Consider the following 19,899-nt stretch of genomic DNA (forward strand, 5'->3'; position numbering starts at 1 on the left):
TGGTGCGTTCCTTCGTGTTACAGCGCGGCGAGCACGCGTTCGAGCTGCTGGCGGATTTCGGGAATCGTCTGCGTCGCGTCGACGATCGCGAAGCGGTGCGGCGCTTCTTCCGCGCGCCGCAGGTATTCGCCGCGGGTGCGCGCGAAGAATGCGTCCGACTCGCTTTCGAACTTGTCGGGCATGCGCGCGGCGCCGCGGCGCTCGCTCGCCACTTGCGGCGCGACGTCGAACAGCACGGTCAGGTCGGGCTGGAAACCGCCCTGCACCCAGCGCTCGAGCGTCTCGAGCTTGTCGCGCGGCAGCCCGCGGCCGCCGCCCTGGTATGCGAACGTGGCATCGGTGAAGCGATCGGACACGACCCAGTCGCCGCGCGCGAGCGCGGGCTCGATCACGAGCGCGAGGTGCTCGCGGCGCGCGGCGAACATCAGCAGCGCTTCGGTCTCGAGATCCATCGGCTGGTTCAGCAGGATTTCGCGCAGCTTCTCGCCCAGTTGCGTGCCGCCCGGCTCGCGGGTCACGACGACCTGCCGGCCGCTCGCGGCCAGCCTGGCCTGGAGGCGTTCGCAGAACCATTGCAGGTGGGTGGTCTTCCCCGCCCCGTCGATGCCTTCGAACGTGATGAATTTACCGCTCGCCATTATTGACCTCGTATGTACTTGTCCACGGCCTTGTTGTGGTCGCCGAGCGTGTCCGAGAACACGCTCGTGCCGTCGCCCTTCGCGACGAAATAGAGCGCGCTCGTCTGGGCCGGATTGATCGCCGCCTGCAGCGCGGCGACGCCCGGCAGGGCGATCGGCGTCGGGGGCAGCCCGCGGCGCGTGTAGGTATTGTAGGGAGTGTCGGCCTGCAGGTCGCGCTTGCGCAGGCGGCCGTCGTACGCATCCCCCAGGCCATAGATCACCGACGGATCGGTCTGCAGCGGCATCCCGATGCGCAGCCGGTTCGCGAACACCGCCGCGACGAACGCGCGGTCGGCGGCGTGGCCCGTTTCCTTTTCGACGATCGACGCGATCGTCAGCGCTTCGTAAGGCGTCTTGTACGGCAGTCCGGGCACGCGCGCGGCCCACGCTTCGTCGAGACGCGTCTGCATCAGGTGGTACGCACGCCGGTAGATGTTCAGATCGCTCGTGCCCTTGTCGAACAGGTAGGTGTCGGGGAAGAACAGCCCCTCGCCGCTGCCGCGCTGGATCGCATTGTCCGGCGCCCCGATCGCGCGCAACAGTTCGGCGTCGCTCATGCCGGCCGTCGCGTGCGCGAGATCGGGATTGCCGTCGAGTTCCGCGCGCATCCGCTTGAAGGTCCAGCCTTCGATCACCGTCGCGACGTATTCGTTCACGTCGCCCCGTGCGATCTTCTGCAGCACGTCGTACGGCGTGATGCCGGTCTTGAATTCGTAGTTGCCGGACTTGAGCCGGCTCGACAGCCCGAGCAGGCGCGTCATCGCGACGAAGCCGAACGGCTCGACCGGGACGCCGCCGCGCTCGAGCTGCAGCGCGACGCTCTTCACGCTGCTGCGCGGCTTGATCGTGACGTCGAGCGACGCGGCACCCAGCAGCAGCGGCCGGGTCGCCCAGTAATACCCGCCGCCCGCGCCGGCAGCGGCCACAACGACGGCCAGCGCCACGACAGTCGCGGCGCATTTCTTCAGTAGGGACATGGAAACGTGACTCAGGTAAGACCCATATAATACTTGCTCGCCTTCGTCAAAGTCAGGGTTGACTGTTCCCTCATTCCATGAGCACACCGTTCGCTTCACCGGCTGCCCAGCCCGCATCCGTCTCGCTCCCCGTTTTCCCCCGCCCGTCCGCCGCCGATTTCGACGCGCCGGGCGCCTGCATGCCGCTCGCGCAGTTCGGCGTGATCGACGTGGCCGGCGACGACGCCGCGACGTTCCTGCACAGCCAGCTCACCAACGACATCGAGCATCTCGATGCCGCGAGCGCGCGCCTGTCCGGCTATTGCTCGCCGAAGGGCCGCCTGCTCGCGTCGTTCCTCGCGTGGCGCGCCGGTCACGGCGTGCGCCTGCTCGTCTCGAAGGACGTCCAGGCCGCCGTGCAGAAACGACTGTCGATGTTCGTGCTGCGTGCGAAAGCGAAACTGACGGACGCGAGCGACGCGCTCGCGGTGGTCGGCTTCGCGGGCGACGTGCGCGACGCGCTGTCGGGCATCTTCGACGCGCTGCCCGACGGCGTGCACGTGAAGGTCGACGGCCCGGCCGGCGCGCTGATCCGCGTGCCGGATGCGGCCGGCCGCAAACGCTACCTGTGGACCGGGCCGCGCGCGGAAGTCGACGCGCGTCTCGCCGCGCTCGCCGGCACGCTGCCGGCCGTGTCGCCGGCCGTGTGGGACTGGCTCGACGTGCGCGCGGGCGAGCCGCGCATCACGCAGCCGGCCGTCGAACAGTTCGTGCCGCAGATGGTCAACTTCGACGTGATCGGTGCCGTTAACTTCCGCAAGGGGTGCTACCCGGGCCAGGAAATCGTCGCGCGCAGCCAGTACCGCGGCACGATCAAGCGCCGTACCGCGCTCGCGCACGTCGCCGGCGAGACCGACACCGTGCATGCCGGCGTCGAGCTGTTCCACAGCGACGACCCGGGCCAGCCGTGCGGAATGATCGTCAACGCGGCGGCCGCGCCCGCGGGCGGCGTCGACGCGCTCGTCGAGATCAAGCTGGCCGCGCTCGACAACGGCACGGTGCACCTCGGTGCGGCCGACGGTCCGGCGCTCGCGTTCGACGCGCTGCCGTACGCATGGCCGACGGAAGCGTGACGCACTGACAACCCGTTCGCACGCCGGCTCGCACATGGCGGCCGGCGCCCGACGTTTCCTGCGAGAGATTCGCCCGATGTGTCTGATTGCCTTCGACTGGCAGCCTGATGCCGCCGCCGGTCCCGTCTTTACCCTGACCGCCAACCGCGACGAATTCTTTCGCCGCACGAGTGCGCCGCTTTCGTGGTGGGAGGATGTGCCGGGCGTGCTCGCCGGCCGCGATCTCGAAGCCGGCGGCACGTGGCTCGGCGTGTCTCGCGACGGCCGCTTCGCGGCGCTGACCAATTACCGCGCGCCGTTCGACATTCGCGCGGGCGCGCCGACCCGCGGCAAGCTCGTGTCCGATTTTCTCCGCGGCCCGTCCGTCGCGCCGCTCGACTACCTCGGCGAGCTGGCCGAGCACGCGGCTGTCTACAACGGCTTCAACCTGCTGGTCGGCGACTGGAAGCGGCGCGAACTCGCGTGGCTCTGCAATCGCGCGGCCGAAGGTGAAACCGGGATCGCCGCGCCGGTCTCGATCGGCGCCGGCGTGCATGCGCTGTCGAACGCGCGGCTCGATACACCCTGGCCGAAAGTCGTGCGCAAGCGCGCCGAACTCGGCACGCTGCTGACCGACAACCCGACCCCGTCGCTCGACGAGCTGATCGATCTGATGCGCGATCCGCATGTCGCGGACGACGACGCGCTGCCGCATACCGGCATTCCGGTCGAGCGCGAGCGGGCGCTGTCGGCCGCGTTCATCGAGACGCCCGAATACGGCACGCGCGGCACGACCGCGCTGCGCGTGACGATGAAGGAAGGCGTGCGGCTGACGGTCGACATCAAGGAACGTTGCGACGACGACGGCTCGCACCGCACCGTTCGCCCGGGCAGTTTCGAGCGCGCGTTCTCGTTCGACATCGACGCGACGCAACCGCGCTGAGCCTGCCGCCCGCGCGGCACTAGGGCGCGCGCGCCATCTCGACGTGCGGCACGCCGATTTCGACGAACGGTTCGCCGATCGCCGCGAAGCCGTGCCGCACGTAGAACGCCACCGCGGCATCCTGCGCGTAGAGCCGCACGACCGGCTCGCCGCGATGCCGCGCCGCGTCCAGCAGCGCATGCAGCACGGCCGATCCCGCGCCCTGCCCGCGCGCGTCGGCCAGCACCGCGACGCGGCCGATCGTGCCGGTGCGCAGCAGCCGTCCCGTCGCGACCGCGCGGCGCGCGCCGGTCGCCACATCGACACGGTAAGCCACCGCGTGCAGCGACAGCGGATCCTCGTCGTCGAGCTCCCATTCCGGCGGAATCCGCTGCTCGCGCACGAACACCGCATCGCGAATACGTGCGGCATCGCCGCCCAGCACGGCCCAGTCACCCGTTTCCACCCAGCCGTCGGTCATCGCTTCCTCCGCGCGGCGCCGGGCGCTGCCGCCGTCAAACGTCGTCGAATGCGGCCTTGAGCGCCGCCACCGCGTCGGCATGCGCGGCCCGCACCTCCGGCACGTAGCCGCCCATCTTGAAGAACTCGTGGATCATCCCCGGATAGCAGACCAGCGTAACCGCATTGCCGGCCGCGCGCAGCTTGTCCGCGTACGCGGCGCCCTCGTCGCTCAGCGGGTCGTATTCGGCCGTCGCGATCCAGGCCGGGGCCACACCGGCGAACGACGGCGCGCCGCGCGTGCCGTCGAGCGGCGCGAAGCGCCAGTCGTCGCGGTCGGATCGATCCCGCACGTATTGCGTGAAGAACCACTGGATCGTGTCCTGCGTCAGCAGGTAGCCGTTCGCGAGCCGTCCGTGCGATTCGGTGTCCTGGTAGCCCGTCACGCCCGGATAGATCAGCAGCTGCAGCGCAAGGTCGATGCCCGCGTCGCGCGCGAGCACCGCGCAGACGGTCGCGAGCGTGCCGCCCGCGCTGTCGCCGCCGACCGCGAGCCGCGCCGCATCGATGCCGAACACGGCGGCCTCGCGATGCAGCCAGCGCAATGCGTCGTCGGCGTCGTTCACCGCGGTCGGGAACCGGTGCTCGGGCGCGAGCCGGTAGTCGACCGACAGCACCGCGCACTGCGCGTCGCGCGCGAACATCCGGCACAGCGCGTCGTGCGTGTCGACGCTGCCGACCGTGAAACCGCCGCCGTGGTAATAGACGAACGCCGGCAGCGGTTCGGCGAGGCTCGGCTCGACCGGCATGTACAGCCGCGCGCCGATCGTGCGGCCATCGCGCGTCGGCACGACGCAGGCCTCGACGGAATGCATCGGCGCGGGCGCGACATCGAGGATCGGCGCGCTCTTCTCGTACGCGGCGCGCGCCTGCTGCGGCGTCTGGTGGTGATAGGACGGGCGTTTCGCGCGCTCGACCATGTCGAGTATCTGGGCGATCTTCGGATTCAGCGGCATCGGTGAGGACGGCGCGTGCGGCGCCGTGAACGGACAAGCGTCACATGATGCCACGCGCGGATCAGACGAGCTGCACGAGCTGCTTGCCGAAATTGCGGCCTTTCAGGAGCCCGAGGAACGCGTCCGGCGCCCGCTCGAGTCCGTATGCGATCGTCTCCCGGTAATGCAGCTGCTTCGTCGCGACGAGCTCGCTGAGCTCGGCCAGCGCGGGCGGCCATGCGTCGGGGTATTCGAACACGATGAAGCCCTGCATCGTCAGCCGCGAGCGCAGGATCAGGCCCGGATTCGCGAGCGGCACGGGCACGCCGTCGTAGCCGGCGATCATCCCGCACACGGCGATCCGGCCGAATGCGTTCATCCGCGTCATCGTCGTGTCGAGCACGGCGCCGCCGACGTTCTCGAAACAGCCGTCGACGCCGTTCGGCGTCGCGGCGGCCAGATCGTCCGCCAGCCGGCCGGCCTTATAGTCGACGCACGCGTCGAAGCCGAGCGTGTCGACCACGTAGCGGCACTTGTCGGGGCCGCCCGCGATACCGACCGCACGGCATCCGGCGCGCTTCGCGAGCTGGCCGACGACGCTGCCGACCGCGCCGCTCGCCGCGCTGACGACGATCGTTTCGCCGGCTTTCGGCGCGATGATCCGGTTCAGCCCGACCCACGCCGTCACGCCCGGCATGCCGGTCACGCCGAGCCAGGCGGACAGCGGCACCCGCGACGTGTCCACCTTGCGCAGCCCGTTGCCGTTCGACGTGCCGTATTCCTGCCAGCCGAACTGGCCGACCACGTGCTCGCCGACAGCGAAATCCGGGTGACGCGATTCGATCACCTCGCCCGCCGTGCCGCCGATCATCACTTCGTTCAGCGGCTGCGGCACCGCGTACGACTTCGCGTCGTTCATGCGGCCGCGCATGTACGGATCGAGCGACAGGAAATGGTTGCGGACCCGCAGCTCGCCGTCGGCGAGCGGCACGAGCGGCGTTTCGACGAGCCGGAAGTTGTCGGCGCTCGCGGCGCCTTGCGGGCGTGACACGAGCAGAATCTGGCGATTGATCGTGTTCATGGCTGGCTCCTTGGCTCCGTTCGCAGCGTGACGCGGGCCCGCTGCGAATCCGTGCCGCAAAACAAAACGGCCCTGCCCGTAACCAGGCAGGGCCGCGCGTTCCGGCGCTTACGCGTCGCTCGGGCCGGGGTGGGCATCCGGCGCCGTGCGCGTGCGTTGCCGCTTGATGTCGCGGCCGACCGCGAGCCGCCGCATGTACTTGAACGTGCCGAGCGCCTTCGCGACGAAGTTGCCGTCGCTGTCGCGCACCTCACCTTCGCAGTACGCCATCGTCGTCGAACGATGCATCACGCGTCCGTATGCGCGCAACTCGCCGCGCCCGGGCTGCATGAAATTCACCTTCATCTCGACCGTGACGACGCCGACGCCGTCGTCGGTCAGGCTCCGGGCGGCCATCGCGAGCGCGATGTCCGACAGCGTCATCGTCACGCCGCCGTGCGCGATGCTCCACGTGTTCATGTGCCGCTCGTCGAGCGGCAGCACGATCTCGCTCGCGCCATCCTTCGCGGACACGAGCCGCACGCCGAGCAGATCGACGAACGGGCTTTCGATCGACGGGCCGTCCGTCGGGGATGCCGCGTCGCTCATCGTGCGCTGTCGGACAGGTAGTCGACGCACTGGCGCGATTCGGCCACGGCAACGACGAATTTCTTCACTTCCTGGTGAACCGGGTGCACCTGGTACGCATCGAGCGCGGCCTGGTCCGTGAAATCGGACACGAGCACGACGTCCGACGTGGCCTCCAGGCCCGGCGTCGCGATGCCGACGTCGAGTTGCAGAATGCCCGGCACGAGGTCGCGGCAGCCTTCGAGCTTTTCCTTCAGCTTCAACGCGTTTTGCGCACGCGTGCCGCCTTCCGCCGATTCTTTCAACTTCCACATCACGATATGTCTGATCACTTCGTTCGCTCCAGTTCGTGTTGGTTCGGGACCTTGCCCCAATCCCTTACCAGTTGGGCGTTCTACGCCCTTCCATTGTTCGCTTACGTTCGCCGGAAATCGTGTCCAGCCAAGAAAAAAAGGGGTACAAAAAGGGGTATCATTTCGACGATCCAGAGACGATACCCCCTTTTTCACCGTGCCACTTACCGACATCAAGATCCGACAAGCGAAGGCAGGGAACAAGCCTACCAAACTTACCGACGGCAATGGACTGTATCTGTTGGTGAAGCCCCCCCGGCTCCAAGCTTTGGCGATACAAGTACAGAATCGCCGGAAAGGAAAATGTCTTCGCGATCGGCGAGTATCCCGCCATCAGCCTTCAGGCCGCGCGCGTAGCACGCGACGATGCCCGTGAGCTTGTCAAAAAGGGGCTACACCCGTCCCATGCACGACAGGAAGTCTTGTCTGCGCGCATTAACGAAGGCAAAGCCACTTTTCGTGCCATCAGCGACGAGTGGCTGGAGAAGAAGCGCAAGACGTGGACGGAGCGGCACTTGGGCGAGATTCAGCGCATGCTCGAAGCAGACGCTTACCCGTACATCGGGAACCGCCCGATGCGCTCTATTACCGCGCACGATGTGCTTACGTTGATGCGTCGGGTCGAAAAGCGCGGCTCCCCTTCCGTAGCGATCAAACTGCGTCAGTACGTATCCAACGTGTTCCAGTACGCGGTGATCACACTTCGCGCCGACACCGATCCAGCCTCGGTGTTGCGCGGAGCAGTTCTCAAGCCGCCGACCGAGCATGCTCGGCCGCTAAGTCGTGAAGAACTGAAGGCGCTCTTTCGGCAATTGCCGCTGTACAAGAGCAGGAGAACCACGATTGCGATCCGCCTTCTGATGATGCTGTTTCCGAGAACGATCGAGCTTTGTCGAGCGCGCTGGGAGGAAATCGACCTAGCCGCCCCTGAGTGGCGAGTCCCGCCGGAGAAGATCAAATCGCGACGGCTGCACATCGTTCCACTTCCGACGCAAGCGATCGGCCTGCTACGCGAGTTGCAGGAAATCTACGGCGATCGCGGATATATCCTGCCGATCCTTCATAGCAATCGAAAACGGCCGCACATGAGTCGGGCAACAATCAATCGGGCGCTCGACTCCATGATGCCGAACAATCCCGAACCGATCACGGGCCATGACTTCCGAGCAACAGCGTCGACGAACCTCCACGAGATGGGCTGGAAGGATGAAGTCGTTGAGATGCAGCTGTCGCATAAGGATAAGGACAAGACTCGCTCAACGTATAACCACGCCAAGTACTTGCCGGAGCGGCGGGAGATGATGCAAGCATGGACAAACTGGCTCGACGACGTCGAGGAAGATGCACGCCACGACGGGGCTAGCGCAAGCACCTCCATCAATGACCGATGATGCAGCAGTCCTGCGCCTTGTCTGACAATGGTCGACGCTCAAAGCTACGCCGAAACCTACGCCTACGCTGTTAGGGACCGGCCGTTATCGACCCGGAGCAGTTGTTCACGAGCCCAGCTCTTCGCCCGACTATAGGCTGGGTTGCCAGCCGGCCCCCCTCAAAGATAAGCTTCATTCGGAACACGGGTTGCGTCAGAATTTCTTGGCACGATCGCGTATGTTAACTGGACCCATGGGTCCGCCTATTCAGTAGTTGGGGGACAAGAACCGCATCATGGCGAATCGGCCACCACTTACAGACGCTATCGTCGTGGCAGTTTCTCAGCTTGTCGACGATTCTCAAGGCGACCGGCGCGACCCAGCGCACTCGGATATCGAATTCCAAATCGACAAAGCCGGCTTGGCGTCTGCTGATCCGGGTCGGACAAACGGCAAACCAGTCGGAAAATCAAAGCGTGTACGTGGAGTCTTAAGTTGGGCGCTTTCGAATGACCCTGCTGCCGGAGAAACACTTGTAGCTGGTCTTGTTGCCACGGTTCAAGGCCACGGTGGGTTCCGCCAAACCTCCACCAACTATTGCGGCGCTGAGGCTATTGCAAATCTTGCCTCGGCTTTCACCACTCAAGGGTGGGACCTATTGCCAGACGGATCACTTCAACCAAAGGTCCTTGATTCCCTGAGCGGTAAGGAGCGTACTGCTGCATTGCGCACGTACGCAGATCGTGCGCGCCGAGGCGCCTTGGACAGTCCGCTTCTCGCTGGAACAGCCAAAGACCTACTTGAGGCAACAGCTGCCCACGTGCTCGTTCAAAAGTGGGGGAGTTATCCGAGTACGTCGAACTTTCCGACACTGTTAGGGCAAGCGTTCACCGCTCTCGGTTTGGCAACCCCAAATGATGCCGTCGTTTCGGGAGAGCCTGCGCATAAGCGTATGGAGCGCGCCGCATATGAGCTCGGCTGTGCCTTAAATGCGCTCCGCAATAAGGAAGGCACCGGGCACGGTCGGCCATGGGTCAGCGGGATTACGCCGATGCAGGCAACCTTTTCTGTGGAATCCATGGGCAACATTGCATCGCTACTGCTGGATGCTTTGAGTCCGTGATCTTGCCCCCAATATTTCGCTGCAGCCGACCGTCATCCCGCTGCGCGGGCTGTCGGCGGCTGAGCGCAGGCGGTTAGGTTGCTCAGACAGATGGCTCGTAACCGCAACTTGCCTGCCCCGGGATGCGCCGGCGGGTCCGTTTCTTGGGAGCCCTACGGCGACAGACGCCACAAAGCGGCGTCGGGAGCGTCATTAAGCAATCGGTCCACTTCCGGGAGCAGAGATCGTTGCCTGCGCATCTCGAAGAACACGGTCAGGTGGGGTGTGCCAATGATGTCTGCCTGCAAGAGATCGAGAGCCTCCGCCGCTGCATTTTCTTTGATCTTCGCCACATATTCCCGAAGCCTCGCACGGAATCCACCGAATGCGTTTCGCCGCGCCATACGAACGATTTCCCGGTTACATTCGCGTCGCTCAACCCGCACCGGGCGCGTGGATTTACGCGATTGAATACAACACCGGGACCAGCTTCGCGAGCGACCCGCTGAAGGTATCGCACCAGACGCGCGCGGTATGGACGCGCGTTCAAGCGATTCGTTCCGGCGCAGCGCGGCTCATCGAGACGATCAAATCACCGATCCACGGGCGAACGAAAGCCGAGCAAGCATCATTCAAGCGCATTCTCGAATGGGCGCACGGGATCATCGACATGCCCGATCCCGACATGACAGTCGAATTCTTTGCCGCCACCAACAGGGGTGGACGCCCCGATTTGTCGGATGTGTTGACGGCCATCGGCCATAAGCAGCGGATCGCGTCGAATAAGGCGCTGCTCGATACAGCGTTCCCGTCGCGTAAAGCAAAGCCCGACCTCGACCCCGCATCCGCATGGCCGTTCCCGACCGGAGCCGCAAATTGACCCCGCGCCCGGCCCTTTCTACCCCACGTCCGCTGCCGCGAAAGCGGGAACACGCGGAGAAGCGCCCGGCTATCGCACTGGCGAGCGTTAATGGTACTTCAACGCAGTCGGACTGCAGCGGGCTGGCGCCCGCAAAAGCGATCCAGAAGGACGAAGCGCCGCTCGCGCGGCGCAAACCTATCCAGACGAACGAAGCCTTGGCGAATACCCGCCAAGGCAGGCTCGCCCGCCTCGACGCCTTTCGCATCGAGATCCGCGCGTTGATCACCGAGATCTCGCACGCGGCCGACGTCGAGCTGCTGGACCTGATGGCCGACGAGATCGGATCGTTCGCTCGCCACAAGGCGGCGCAGGACGCACGCACTTGGGCTGCTACCGCCGCGATCACGCTTGAAACGGGACTCATGCAACTCGCCCGTGCAATTCAGCCCGTCACCGAATAACGAGGAACAATACAGTGAGCACCACGACTGAACGACTGTTGCGACTTCCGACCGTTCTCGACATGGTCGGCTTGGGCAAGACGACGATCTACGACATGATGAAGGAAGGTAGCTTCCCGAGACCACGAAGAGTTCGCAATCTCTCTCTATGGGCAGAGACGGAAGTACAAGCATGGATTCGTTCCATCACATCACGCGATACGGCCACCGCTCAATGACGTGTCTGAGTCAGGACTTGATCCCTCAACTGGCATCTAATCAGGTCTGAAATTACTTAGATATGACCGCCGTAATCGGCCCTGACGCGTCGTTTGAGTCTATAGAAGATCGGCGGCAGTTCCAATCCTTCTCTCAAAGCAAATGCTCCGCAGCCGAGCGGGTACCGTTACAGTCACCCGCCGGCCGATACCTCAACCGGAGGGCGAACCGTAGGCTCCCCGCCCTTCGGAAAATCTCCAGCGTCCTTAGCGATTAACACGAAGTGCTCACGCAATCCAGCGGTCGCCTCCGCTGAAATTACCCCCTGCACTTGGAGCTCGCTCCAACTGATCAGATCTGCATGGGCCTGATCAGAATGCGACGGCGTTTCCGCAACGTCAAAACAACCGACAGGCCGAATCTTACGAATACTCTGAGCATCCGAAGCGATAATGCCATGGAAAGTTTTCTTGCCACTCTTGACTTTCTTTAAGCTATCTTTAGCAAAATCCTCTACAGAGCCGGCTTTGCTTAAGAGCCTACCTGAAATCTCATACAGCCACTTACGGTGGCCAGCCGCGGGCTTGAACTTGTTTTCGAAAAATTTCGGATGAAGAATCACTCCCTCACCATCGACCAATTCAACCTCAGTCGGCGTCAATATATGCCGATACCATTTTTCAATATCAGCGGCCATCCCCACTTTTTCTTTTTCAGTCATGCGCTAGTCCAAATTGAACGCTAGCAGGTCATCACCGGCTTCATCGCACGGGTCTTCTACATCAATCACTTCCGACGCATCAATCCAATCAACAAATAAATCGTCCACCTCGATTGACGTGACCCAACTATCCTCATCACTTGCTGACACTTCGAACGCAATACCCGCAGCGACCTGATCAGTCCTATCGAACCAACACAGCGCCGGACTTACTGCTGCAAGCAGTTGCTCAACCGTGTGCCCGGCCGGCAGAAAATCTTCGATCGATACATTTTGTCGATCCGAAAAGTAATAGCGAGTTCGCCCATCTGCACGGAAATCGACGTAAAGCTCTGAACTACGAACCGTCCAATGTATTCCCAGCGACCCGTCTATCCCCGCCATTGCACGTCCCTGCTGGAACATATATGGCAAAGCACACAGGAATTCCTGCGCGCGATCGACTGTTTCCTCCGAAACTGCTTTAGCTCCTTCAGAGTCCCAATCATCGACCAAAAAATCATCGACCCCCACAAGTTCAAGCGGATCACGTAATGGCAATACTTTTATGTAATTCATAATTGCCTACCTCCGCCGCGCGATCACTTAAGCAACCGATCGAGTTGATCCAAGAGTCTTTGACGGTCATCAGCCGTATCCAACTTGTCTTTATTCTTTTTCACGCTTTCCAGCGTTTTTATGCAAAATCGTATGAGCGATGAAGTAGGCATGACCAATTGACCACGAATCTCGCGATTCCGAACGGGCGCACTTTCCTCATCATCTTGCGTGGCCAACCCGGCTACGCTGTAGAACGTCACTTTTGACACGTGAGCCCCAAACAGCGTGCTCGCCACACCGTCGACGTACTCGTCGAAATCCAGACTCTCCCCGATTTCATACTTCGGAGGAAGCTTCGCAGGTACCACGCGTTTACCGCGCCCAGCGTCTTCGTTTGTAGCCATCACCTCTTCCATATCAATAGATTTTCTTAATTTTTACACCATAACATGGTGTATCGTATCACCCTGCAGCGTTCATTTCACCGGCGAGCATTGTCCGGGAACCCAGACGTGTGAATTTTGACCACCGGACGCAAACCGGTCCAGCTGCGAGGCTGAGACGCTGGTGGTTCGTCTGTCAAAGCAATTTTCCGGTCACACAGCTGTCGCTCTGCGTCCGCGCCAATCGGCCGATTGGCGACCAATCAAACGAACGACTCAATGTCCCAAGCCGCGCTGGCTAGGGTACCGAGCATCCGCATCACGATATAATTCGTTATTAATCAATAACTTATTATCATAAACGTCACTGCAGCTTCCACATCACGATATGTCTGATCACTTCCGTTGCTCCTGTTCGTTGGCGTGCGTGCTGCCGGCGCGCCGCTGGGGCGGCGGGCGATGCACCCCGTCTGTTGTCGGTCTGCGCCGTTCGCCCGCGGGCGCGGGCGGGCCGGGACGAAACGAATCGAATATCGACCGTCGTCCGGTCGTTCCGACGACGATACGCGATTTTTCACCGCATCGATATTCGACGACGCGATCCGGGAAACGGCGGCAGGCACCAAGCCTACCAAACTTGACGACCGCGATGGGGTGATCATGCAGCGGGCAGGCCGCATCGGTTGGCGTGCGGCGGCAATGGCGTCCGTCTGCGGCCGAATGGCGGGAACGCGCATTGCTCGGCCGAATCGCCCGGCTTCACGTCGCGATTGGCTCGACTCCGGTCCGGCATCAATCGCCGGATCGCCGGATTGAAGCGCCATTGCCAACCATTTGATCGATCGTTATCCGGATTCGTTATTCATATTTTCATAATCGCAGTTTTTACCGACTAGACGAGTAACAATTGCGATTTAACAGGCAATTAAATATTCAAAAATCCATAAAACACCATTGACTTTGACTTTCATCGAAATTTAGAATCCCATACAACGTCTTTCGTCTGATTTTTCAGAACCGCATGAACATTGCCCTTCGCCTTCGCGAAGGCTTTCTCCAGTGACTACACCCGCATCAAAACGGGCGGCGCGTCCTTTTGCCTTCACTTTTCGGCATTGATCGTCCATTCGATTAATACCGTTCAATTCGCCCCCCGAGCATCACGCGACGATTAATCCCGGACATTTTCAGAATGCCCGCGACGCGGCACAAAGCGGATCAAACCGTCCGCTCATTCAGCATTCCGATAAAAATCACATGCATCAGGAGGGTCGTCATGAACGTGCACCGCTTCACGAAATCGCTGTGTCTCGGATTCGTCTGCGCGGGCCTGCTCGCCGCCTGCAACGACGACGACGTACAGTCGAGCGGTACGCCCTCGAATAGCGCCGCACTGTCGTTCCGCATGGACGCCGGCGGGCAAATCAATGCGTTCTACCGGCAGGACAAGGTCGCCGCGCACCTGCTGGTGCGCTCGTCGACGAAACCGCGTCTGCTCGTGGTGTTTCCGGCCGGCAACAGCGGCACCGGGGTGTGGTTCGACGACGTCGCTCAGCCGGTGAACTGGAGTCTCGACACGCCACCGTCCGCACTGTCGGCGCCCGACACGCGCGGTCGCGCGCTGTACGGCATCGGCGCCGACGTGTCGGTCGACACCGACACGCTGACGATCCGCCAGGGCCTGCTCGGCAATGTGCGCTTCCTGCGCGACTTCAACGGCGGCGCGACGATTCCGCCGGAGATCGTCACCGCCCCGACGGTCCAGGGCAGCGCCTCGCAATGGCAGCGCGACCGGATCGACGGCGCGCCCGGCCAGATGCTGCGCATCACGCTGCGCGACGGCGGCAGCATCGCGACGGCCGCGGGCGGCACGCTCGTGCTGCGCGCGGCGCCCGGCGCGCATACGCTGAAACTGCACGTCGACGCGCTGTCGGGCGAGACGCCGTTGTCGCCGATCCTGCGCGCGGACCTGCTCGCGCCGTCCGTGAATCCCGACCCGGTCAGCCAGAACGTGCTCGAATTCCTGAGCTTCCATGACAAGCTGCTGGCCGGCTCGTGGCAATACGACACCTACTTCGGCCGCGACACGCTGATCTCGGTGCGCATGCTGATGCCGGTGCTCGAGCCCGCGGCGATCGAGGCCGGGCTGACGTCGGTGCTGAGTCGCCTGTCGAACGACGGCAAGGTCGCGCACGAGGAAGGCATCGGCGAATTCGCGCTGGTCGACAACGCGAAGCACGGCCGGCCGAACGATGCAACGCCGACCTACGATTACAAGATGATCGACAGCGACTACCTGCTCGCGCCGATCGCGGCGGCCTGGCTGATCGACGACGCGCGCGGCCAGGCGCGCGCGGCCGCCTATCTCGCGCAACGCGGCAGCGACGGCCAGACGAACGGCAGCCGGCTCGTCGTCAACCTGCTGCACGTCGCGGCGACCGCGCAGCCGTTCGCCCAGCAGCCGTCGGTCGCGAACCTGATCCACCTGCGGCCCGGCGAAATCGTCGGCAACTGGCGTGACAGCACCGACGGGCTCGGCGGCGGCGTCTATCCGTACGACGTGAATGCGGTGCTCGTGCCGGCCGCGCTGCGCGCGGCGAATGCGTTCCTCGCGCGCGGCCTGCTCGATCCTTACCTGGACGCCGGGCAACGCGCGACGCTCGCGAACACGGCGACCGAAGCGGCAACCTGGGAGCAGCAGGCGCCGCCGCTGTTCCAGGTGAGCGTGCCGGCCGCACAGGCCGCGACCGACATATCGGCCTATGCGCCGTCTGCCGGTGTGCCGGCCGGCGCCGCGCCGAGCGCGCCGCTGATGTTCTACGCGCTGTCGCTCGACCAGCAAGGCACACCGATCCCGGTGATGAATTCCGACGGCGGCTTCGCGCTGCTGTTCGGCACGCCGCCGGACGACCAGCTTCAGCGGATCGTCGCCGACGTTACGCGGCCGTTCCCGACCGGGCTCGTCACCGACGTCGGGATGCTGATCGCGAACCCCGCGTATGCGAACCAGGCGCTGTGGCCCAAATTCACGAGTTCCGCATATCACGGCACGGTGATCTGGTCGTGGCAGCAGGCGATGTGGGTCGCCGGGCTCGACCGCCAGCTCGCGCGCCAGGATCTGTCGGACACGACGCGCACGCTGCTGACGCAGGCCCGGCAGACGATCTGGCAGGTGATCTCGAACGGACGCGACATGCGCACGTCGGAAATGTGGACCTGGTCGTACGTGAACGGCCGGTACCAGACCGATGCATTCGGCACCCGCAGCGCGGATGCAACCGAGGCCAACGCGGCGCAGCTGTGGAGCACGACGTATCTCGCGATCCGCGATCCGCAACTGCGCGCGGGCAAGTACTGGTGGCAGGCGTCGCAGCGGATGCAGGACGCGCAGCCGGAGCGTGCGGCGGCCATCGCGTCGCGTTAGCCGATGCGCCAGTGAAACGAAAGCCCCGCACACTCATGCTCGTGCGGGGCTTCATTCCGGGTGCGTGCGAGACGGACCTGCCTCGCGTCGCGCCATCATGTTGCGGCCGCGCGCGCCACGTAGTCGCATGCGCGACGGCCGCTCGTCAGTGCGCGACCACGCGATTGCGCCCGTCGCGCTTCGCCTGGTACAGCCGTTCATCGACCGCCCGCAGCAATGCATCGACCGTGCTCCCGTCGACACCGTACTGCGCGACGCCGACGCTGACCGTCACCTGCACGCGCTTGAAATCCAGCCCGAACGGCGAACTCGCGATGGACGAACGCACGCGCTCGGCCGTCATGCGCGCGCCTTCGAGCGGCATCTCGGGCAACAGCGCCATGAATTCCTCGCCGCCGACCCGCGCGAGCGCACCGGCCGGACGAATCGCCTCGAGACACTGGCGCACGACGCCGCGCAGCACCTCGTCGCCGATCTGGTGCCCGTATGCGTCGTTGATGTTCTTGAAGTTGTCGAGATCGAGCGCGAGCAGGCAAAACGGCGTGCCGTCGCGCTCCGCGCGCACGATCTCGCGCTCGACCTGCGCGATGAACTGGCGGCGGTTCGACGCGCCCGTCATCGGATCGGTCGCGGCCATGTATTCGAGCTTCTGGTTCGTGCGCCGCAATTCCTGCAGCGCACTCTCGGTGCGCGCCATCGATTCCGACAGCCGGCTCATCAGGTCTTCCTGGCTGTAGATCGCCGAGAACGAGCGCGTCGTCTGCAGCGCCTGCACGACGCCGTAGCTGAGCAGGAAGAACCCGCCCGCGAAGATCGCATGCGCGAGCCACCACATGTGGTTCCAGGGCTTGCCGAGGATGAACGCGAGCGACGACAGCGCGAACGCCATGATCGACACGCCGTAGATCACCATCAGCGGCGAACGGATGCGCCGCGCGAGCAGCACGCCGACGTTGAGCAGCGAAAACACCAGCGCGCCGCCTTCCATCGACAGTCGCGTGCCCAGCGCGCCCGCGACCGGCGAATACGCGATGTATGCGACCGCCACGTCGACGACCAGGAACAACACGATCCACGGCAGCCACGTTCGCGCGCGCGTACGCTTCTCGAACCGATCGGGCGGCTGCGAATACGACAGCAGCCCCGTCAGCAGCAGGATCGACATCACGAGGCGCGATGCGGGCCCGTACAGCAGGAACAGCCAGATGTTGTGATGCGCCATCCCGGTGAACACGCCGTGCATCGCATAGATCATCGCGAAGCCCAGAAAGCCGAGTGTCAGCCAGCGCAACAGCGGCTCGCCGGACGACCGGTAGCACACCCACGTCACGTAGGTGACGAACGCACCCTCGAGGGTGGCGGCGGCGATCGCAATTTCATGGAAGGCGTGGCTCTCGAACACGACGTGCGGGTCGCTGAAGAACCACAGATAGGCGATCAGATAGGCTGGCAGCAATGCGAAGCCGACCAGCAGGCATTTCGCATAGAGCCTCGCGGCCGCGCTGACGACGCGCGGCGGTTCCCCGGCTGCATAGGTCGTGCTCAATTCGGTCCCCGTTCGGTCTGCTGCGTGGTTCGAACGTTCACGGTGCCGGACACGCGCGATGCATCGACTGCGCCGGCTACCGGAAACGCATCGCGTGCGTCGGTGCGATGCACGCGTTGCCCCATCCCGCCGAAAGGCAAATGTCAGAGCAAGTATAGGTGCGGCAATTCGTTTGACAAGTAAGGGGAAACGGCAGCATCGAACCGGCACCGTTTGCTTCCCGATCCTTTCGAATCGCATTCGACGGCCGCGGCTTGCGTCGGCGCAAGCGGCAGCCGTCGGCCGGCATGCAAAAAATCAGACGATTTCGAACAGGCCGGCGGCGCCCTGCCCGCCGCCGATGCACATCGTGACGACCACGTATTTCACGCCGCGCCGCTTGCCTTCGATCAGCGCATGGCCCGTCAGGCGCGCACCCGACACGCCGTACGGATGGCCGACCGCGATCGCGCCGCCGTTGACGTTCAGGCGGTCGTCAGGAATCCCGAGCGTATCGCGGCAGTACAGCACCTGCACCGCGAACGCTTCGTTCAGTTCCCACAGGCCGATGTCGTCGACCTTCAGCCCCGCCTGCTTCAGCAGCCTGGGCACCGCGAACACCGGGCCGATGCCCATTTCGTCCGGCTCGCAACCGGCGACCGCGAAACCCCGGAACACGCCGAGCGGCTGCAGCCCTTCGCGCTGTGCGACATCCGCGTTCATCACCACGCACGCCGACGCGCCGTCCGAGAACTGGCTCGCGTTGCCCGCGGTGATCACGCCGCCCGGCACGGCCGAACGGATCTTCGACACGCCGTCGAGCGTCGTGTCCGGCCGGATGCCTTCGTCGGCCGACACCGTCACGTCCTGCGTGAACAGCCGGCCCGTCGCCTTGTCGGCGATGCCCGCGCGTACGGTGATCGGCACGATCTCGTCGTTGAAGCGCCCGGCCTCCTGCGCGGCCGCGGCCCGCAGTTGCGACCGCACGCCGTACTCGTCCTGCCGCTCCTTCGAGATTCCGTAGCGCTTCGCAACGTTTTCTGCCGTCTGAAGCATGTTCCAGTAGATCTCGGGCTTGTGCTCGACGAGCCAGCCCTCCTGGATCATGTGCCGGTTCATCTCGTTCTGCACGCACGAGATCGATTCGACGCCGCCCGCGACATACACGTCGCCCTCGCCCGCGATGATCCGCTGCGCGGCGAGCGCGATGGTCTGCAGCCCGGACGAGCAGAAACGGTTCACCGTCATCCCCGGCACGCTCACCGGCAGCCCGGCGCGCAGCGCGATCTGCCGCGCGATATTCGCGCCGGTCGCGCCTTCGGGGTTCGCGCAGCCCATGATCACGTCCTCGATGCGCGCCGGGTCCAGCTTCGCGCGTTCGAGCGCGGCCGCGACCACGTGGCCGCCGAGCGTCGCGCCGTGCGTCATGTTGAATGCGCCACGCCACGATTTCGCGAGCGGCGTGCGTGCGGTCGATACGATTACGGCTTCGGTCATGCGAGTCTCCTTCGGTCCTGCTGTCCTGAATCGGATGGGAATGCGCTACGCCGTCTGGCGCGCGCCCGCGGACGTCACGTGCGCGACGCCCGCCGCCTGCATCTGTTGCCATGCGTGCGCGAGCGACCCGTTCAGGTCGATCGCACGGCACGCATCGTTGATCACGGCGGCCTCGAAGCCGGCCGCGCGCGCATCGAGCGCGGACCACGCGACGCAATAGTCGGTCGCGAGCCCGCAGCACCACACGCGTTTCGCGCCGAGCTCGCGCAGATAGCCGGCCAGCCCCGTGCGCGTCGTGCGGTCGGCTTCGACGAACGCGGAATAGCTGTCGACCTGCGCGTCGCCGCCCTTGCGGATCACGAGCCTCGCATGCGGGATGTCGAGGTCGCGATGCAGCGCCGCGCCTTCGGTGTCCTGCACGCAATGCACGGGCCACAGCACCTGCTCGCCGTACGGCAGCGCGAGCGTCGAGAACGGCTCGCGCCCCGGATGATTCGCCGCGAACGACACGTGGTCGCGCGGGTGCCAGTCCTGCGTCAGCACGACCTGGTCGAAGCGTCGCGCGAGCGCGTTGATCACCGGCACGACCGCGTCGCCGTCCGGCACCGCGAGTGCGCCGCCCGGCATGAAGTCGTACTGCACGTCGATCACGAGCAACACGTCGTCAGTGCGTTTCATTGCGTTTCTCCTT

Annotated in this window: 21 protein-coding genes and 1 pseudogene; 9 read left to right on the plus strand and 13 right to left on the minus strand. The window is 64.3% G+C overall.

Annotation, left to right across the window (positions count from 1 at the left end; genetic code table 11):
- Positions 1 to 17: 17 nt before the first annotated feature.
- Both tmk and mltG read right to left on the minus strand, forming a co-directional pair.
- Positions 18 to 638 (minus strand): dTMP kinase, encoded by a 621-nt coding sequence (tmk, locus tag WS46_RS31770; protein ID WP_059529758.1) that lies wholly within the window; start codon positions 636 to 638, stop codon positions 18 to 20.
- Positions 638 to 1,657: an endolytic transglycosylase MltG gene (gene mltG, locus WS46_RS31775; protein WP_059693308.1), complete on the minus strand. Its 1,020-nt coding sequence runs from the start codon at positions 1,655 to 1,657 to the stop codon at positions 638 to 640. Before mltG ends, tmk begins: the two co-directional genes overlap by 1 nt.
- A 77-nt stretch (positions 1,658 to 1,734) precedes the next feature.
- Here mltG and WS46_RS31780 point away from each other — a divergent pair, with 77 nt between their 5' ends.
- Positions 1,735 to 2,769, plus strand: a complete 1,035-nt coding sequence (locus WS46_RS31780) for a folate-binding protein YgfZ (RefSeq protein ID WP_059693310.1) — start codon at positions 1,735 to 1,737, stop codon at positions 2,767 to 2,769.
- 76 nt (positions 2,770 to 2,845) lie between these two features.
- Positions 2,846 to 3,691, plus strand: a complete 846-nt coding sequence (locus WS46_RS31785) for an NRDE family protein (RefSeq protein WP_059693314.1) — start codon at positions 2,846 to 2,848, stop codon at positions 3,689 to 3,691.
- Between the two features lie 19 nt (positions 3,692 to 3,710).
- Here the strand turns inward: WS46_RS31785 and WS46_RS31790 are convergent, their stop codons facing one another.
- The 5 genes from WS46_RS31790 to WS46_RS31810 form a co-directional block, all read right to left on the minus strand.
- A complete protein-coding gene (locus WS46_RS31790) occupies positions 3,711 to 4,151 on the minus strand; it encodes a GNAT family N-acetyltransferase (protein ID WP_059693316.1) in 441 nt (146 codons plus the stop codon).
- 34 nt (positions 4,152 to 4,185) lie between these two features.
- Positions 4,186 to 5,145 (minus strand): alpha/beta hydrolase, encoded by a 960-nt coding sequence (locus WS46_RS31795; RefSeq protein WP_059693319.1) that lies wholly within the window; start codon positions 5,143 to 5,145, stop codon positions 4,186 to 4,188.
- A gap of 61 nt (positions 5,146 to 5,206) precedes the next feature.
- The gene (locus tag WS46_RS31800) at positions 5,207 to 6,205 is read right to left on the minus strand and encodes an NADP-dependent oxidoreductase (RefSeq protein WP_059693321.1); all 999 of its coding nucleotides are present in this window, start codon (positions 6,203 to 6,205) and stop codon (positions 5,207 to 5,209) included.
- Between the two features lie 108 nt (positions 6,206 to 6,313).
- A complete protein-coding gene (locus tag WS46_RS31805; protein WP_011885047.1) occupies positions 6,314 to 6,793 on the minus strand; it encodes a PaaI family thioesterase in 480 nt (159 codons plus the stop codon).
- Positions 6,790 to 7,104: a Dabb family protein gene (locus WS46_RS31810; RefSeq protein WP_059529737.1), complete on the minus strand. Its 315-nt coding sequence runs from the start codon at positions 7,102 to 7,104 to the stop codon at positions 6,790 to 6,792. The genes WS46_RS31805 and WS46_RS31810 overlap by 4 nt, the downstream gene beginning before the upstream one ends.
- Before the next feature lie 335 nt (positions 7,105 to 7,439).
- Between WS46_RS31810 and WS46_RS36980 the strand changes: the two are divergent.
- The 6 genes and pseudogenes from WS46_RS36980 to WS46_RS34850 all read left to right on the plus strand — a co-directional run.
- Positions 7,440 to 7,484, plus strand: a pseudogene (locus WS46_RS36980) (hypothetical protein); the annotation flags it as partial.
- Positions 7,485 to 7,547: 63 nt separating this feature from the next.
- Entirely contained in the window at positions 7,548 to 8,516 is a 969-nt protein-coding gene (locus WS46_RS31815) for a site-specific integrase (RefSeq protein ID WP_257130098.1), read from the plus strand.
- Positions 8,517 to 8,826: 310 nt separating this feature from the next.
- Positions 8,827 to 9,618: an abortive infection family protein gene (locus WS46_RS34845; RefSeq protein WP_257130099.1), complete on the plus strand. Its 792-nt coding sequence runs from the start codon at positions 8,827 to 8,829 to the stop codon at positions 9,616 to 9,618.
- Positions 9,619 to 9,982: 364 nt separating this feature from the next.
- Positions 9,983 to 10,477 (plus strand): hypothetical protein, encoded by a 495-nt coding sequence (locus tag WS46_RS31825; protein WP_059693327.1) that lies wholly within the window; start codon positions 9,983 to 9,985, stop codon positions 10,475 to 10,477.
- Entirely contained in the window at positions 10,474 to 10,920 is a 447-nt protein-coding gene (locus WS46_RS31830) for a hypothetical protein (RefSeq protein WP_257130100.1), read from the plus strand. The genes WS46_RS31825 and WS46_RS31830 overlap by 4 nt, the downstream gene beginning before the upstream one ends.
- 14 nt (positions 10,921 to 10,934) lie before the next feature.
- Positions 10,935 to 11,138 carry an AlpA family transcriptional regulator gene (locus tag WS46_RS34850; RefSeq protein WP_082725431.1) on the plus strand — a complete coding sequence of 68 codons (204 nt, stop codon included), beginning with the start codon at positions 10,935 to 10,937 and terminating at the stop codon, positions 11,136 to 11,138.
- A 173-nt stretch (positions 11,139 to 11,311) separates the two neighbouring features.
- On the opposite strand, the gene WS46_RS31835 is transcribed toward WS46_RS34850, so the two are convergent.
- From WS46_RS31835 to WS46_RS31845, 3 genes are read right to left on the minus strand one after another with little or no spacing between them, the layout of a single operon-like run.
- The gene (locus WS46_RS31835) at positions 11,312 to 11,839 is read right to left on the minus strand and encodes a hypothetical protein (protein ID WP_059693329.1); all 528 of its coding nucleotides are present in this window, start codon (positions 11,837 to 11,839) and stop codon (positions 11,312 to 11,314) included.
- Between the two features lie 3 nt (positions 11,840 to 11,842).
- The gene (locus WS46_RS35800; RefSeq protein WP_156443206.1) at positions 11,843 to 12,397 is read right to left on the minus strand and encodes a hypothetical protein; all 555 of its coding nucleotides are present in this window, start codon (positions 12,395 to 12,397) and stop codon (positions 11,843 to 11,845) included.
- Positions 12,398 to 12,420: 23 nt separating this feature from the next.
- Complete coding sequence (locus WS46_RS31845; RefSeq protein ID WP_156443207.1) at positions 12,421 to 12,783, minus strand: hypothetical protein; 363 nt, start codon at positions 12,781 to 12,783, stop codon at positions 12,421 to 12,423.
- Positions 12,784 to 14,044: 1,261 nt separating this feature from the next.
- Here WS46_RS31845 and WS46_RS31850 point away from each other — a divergent pair.
- Complete coding sequence (locus WS46_RS31850) at positions 14,045 to 16,186, plus strand: hypothetical protein (RefSeq protein WP_059693610.1); 2,142 nt, start codon at positions 14,045 to 14,047, stop codon at positions 16,184 to 16,186.
- 145 nt (positions 16,187 to 16,331) lie between these two features.
- Here WS46_RS31850 and WS46_RS31855 read toward each other — a convergent pair whose 3' ends face one another.
- The 3 genes from WS46_RS31855 to pncA all read right to left on the minus strand — a co-directional run bounded on the left by WS46_RS31855 (position 16,332) and on the right by pncA (position 19,886).
- Positions 16,332 to 17,732, minus strand: coding sequence for a sensor domain-containing diguanylate cyclase (locus WS46_RS31855; RefSeq protein WP_059693338.1), 1,401 nt, complete (start codon positions 17,730 to 17,732; stop codon positions 16,332 to 16,334).
- A 297-nt stretch (positions 17,733 to 18,029) separates the two neighbouring features.
- A complete protein-coding gene (locus WS46_RS31860; RefSeq protein ID WP_059693340.1) occupies positions 18,030 to 19,208 on the minus strand; it encodes an acetyl-CoA C-acyltransferase in 1,179 nt (392 codons plus the stop codon).
- 45 nt (positions 19,209 to 19,253) lie between these two features.
- Entirely contained in the window at positions 19,254 to 19,886 is a 633-nt protein-coding gene (gene pncA / locus WS46_RS31865; RefSeq protein ID WP_059693341.1) for a bifunctional nicotinamidase/pyrazinamidase, read from the minus strand.
- Positions 19,887 to 19,899 lie beyond the last annotated feature (13 nt).

Source organism: Burkholderia sp. RF4-BP95, assembly GCF_001521985.1.
Classification (GTDB): Bacteria; Pseudomonadota; Gammaproteobacteria; order Burkholderiales; family Burkholderiaceae; genus Burkholderia; species Burkholderia diffusa.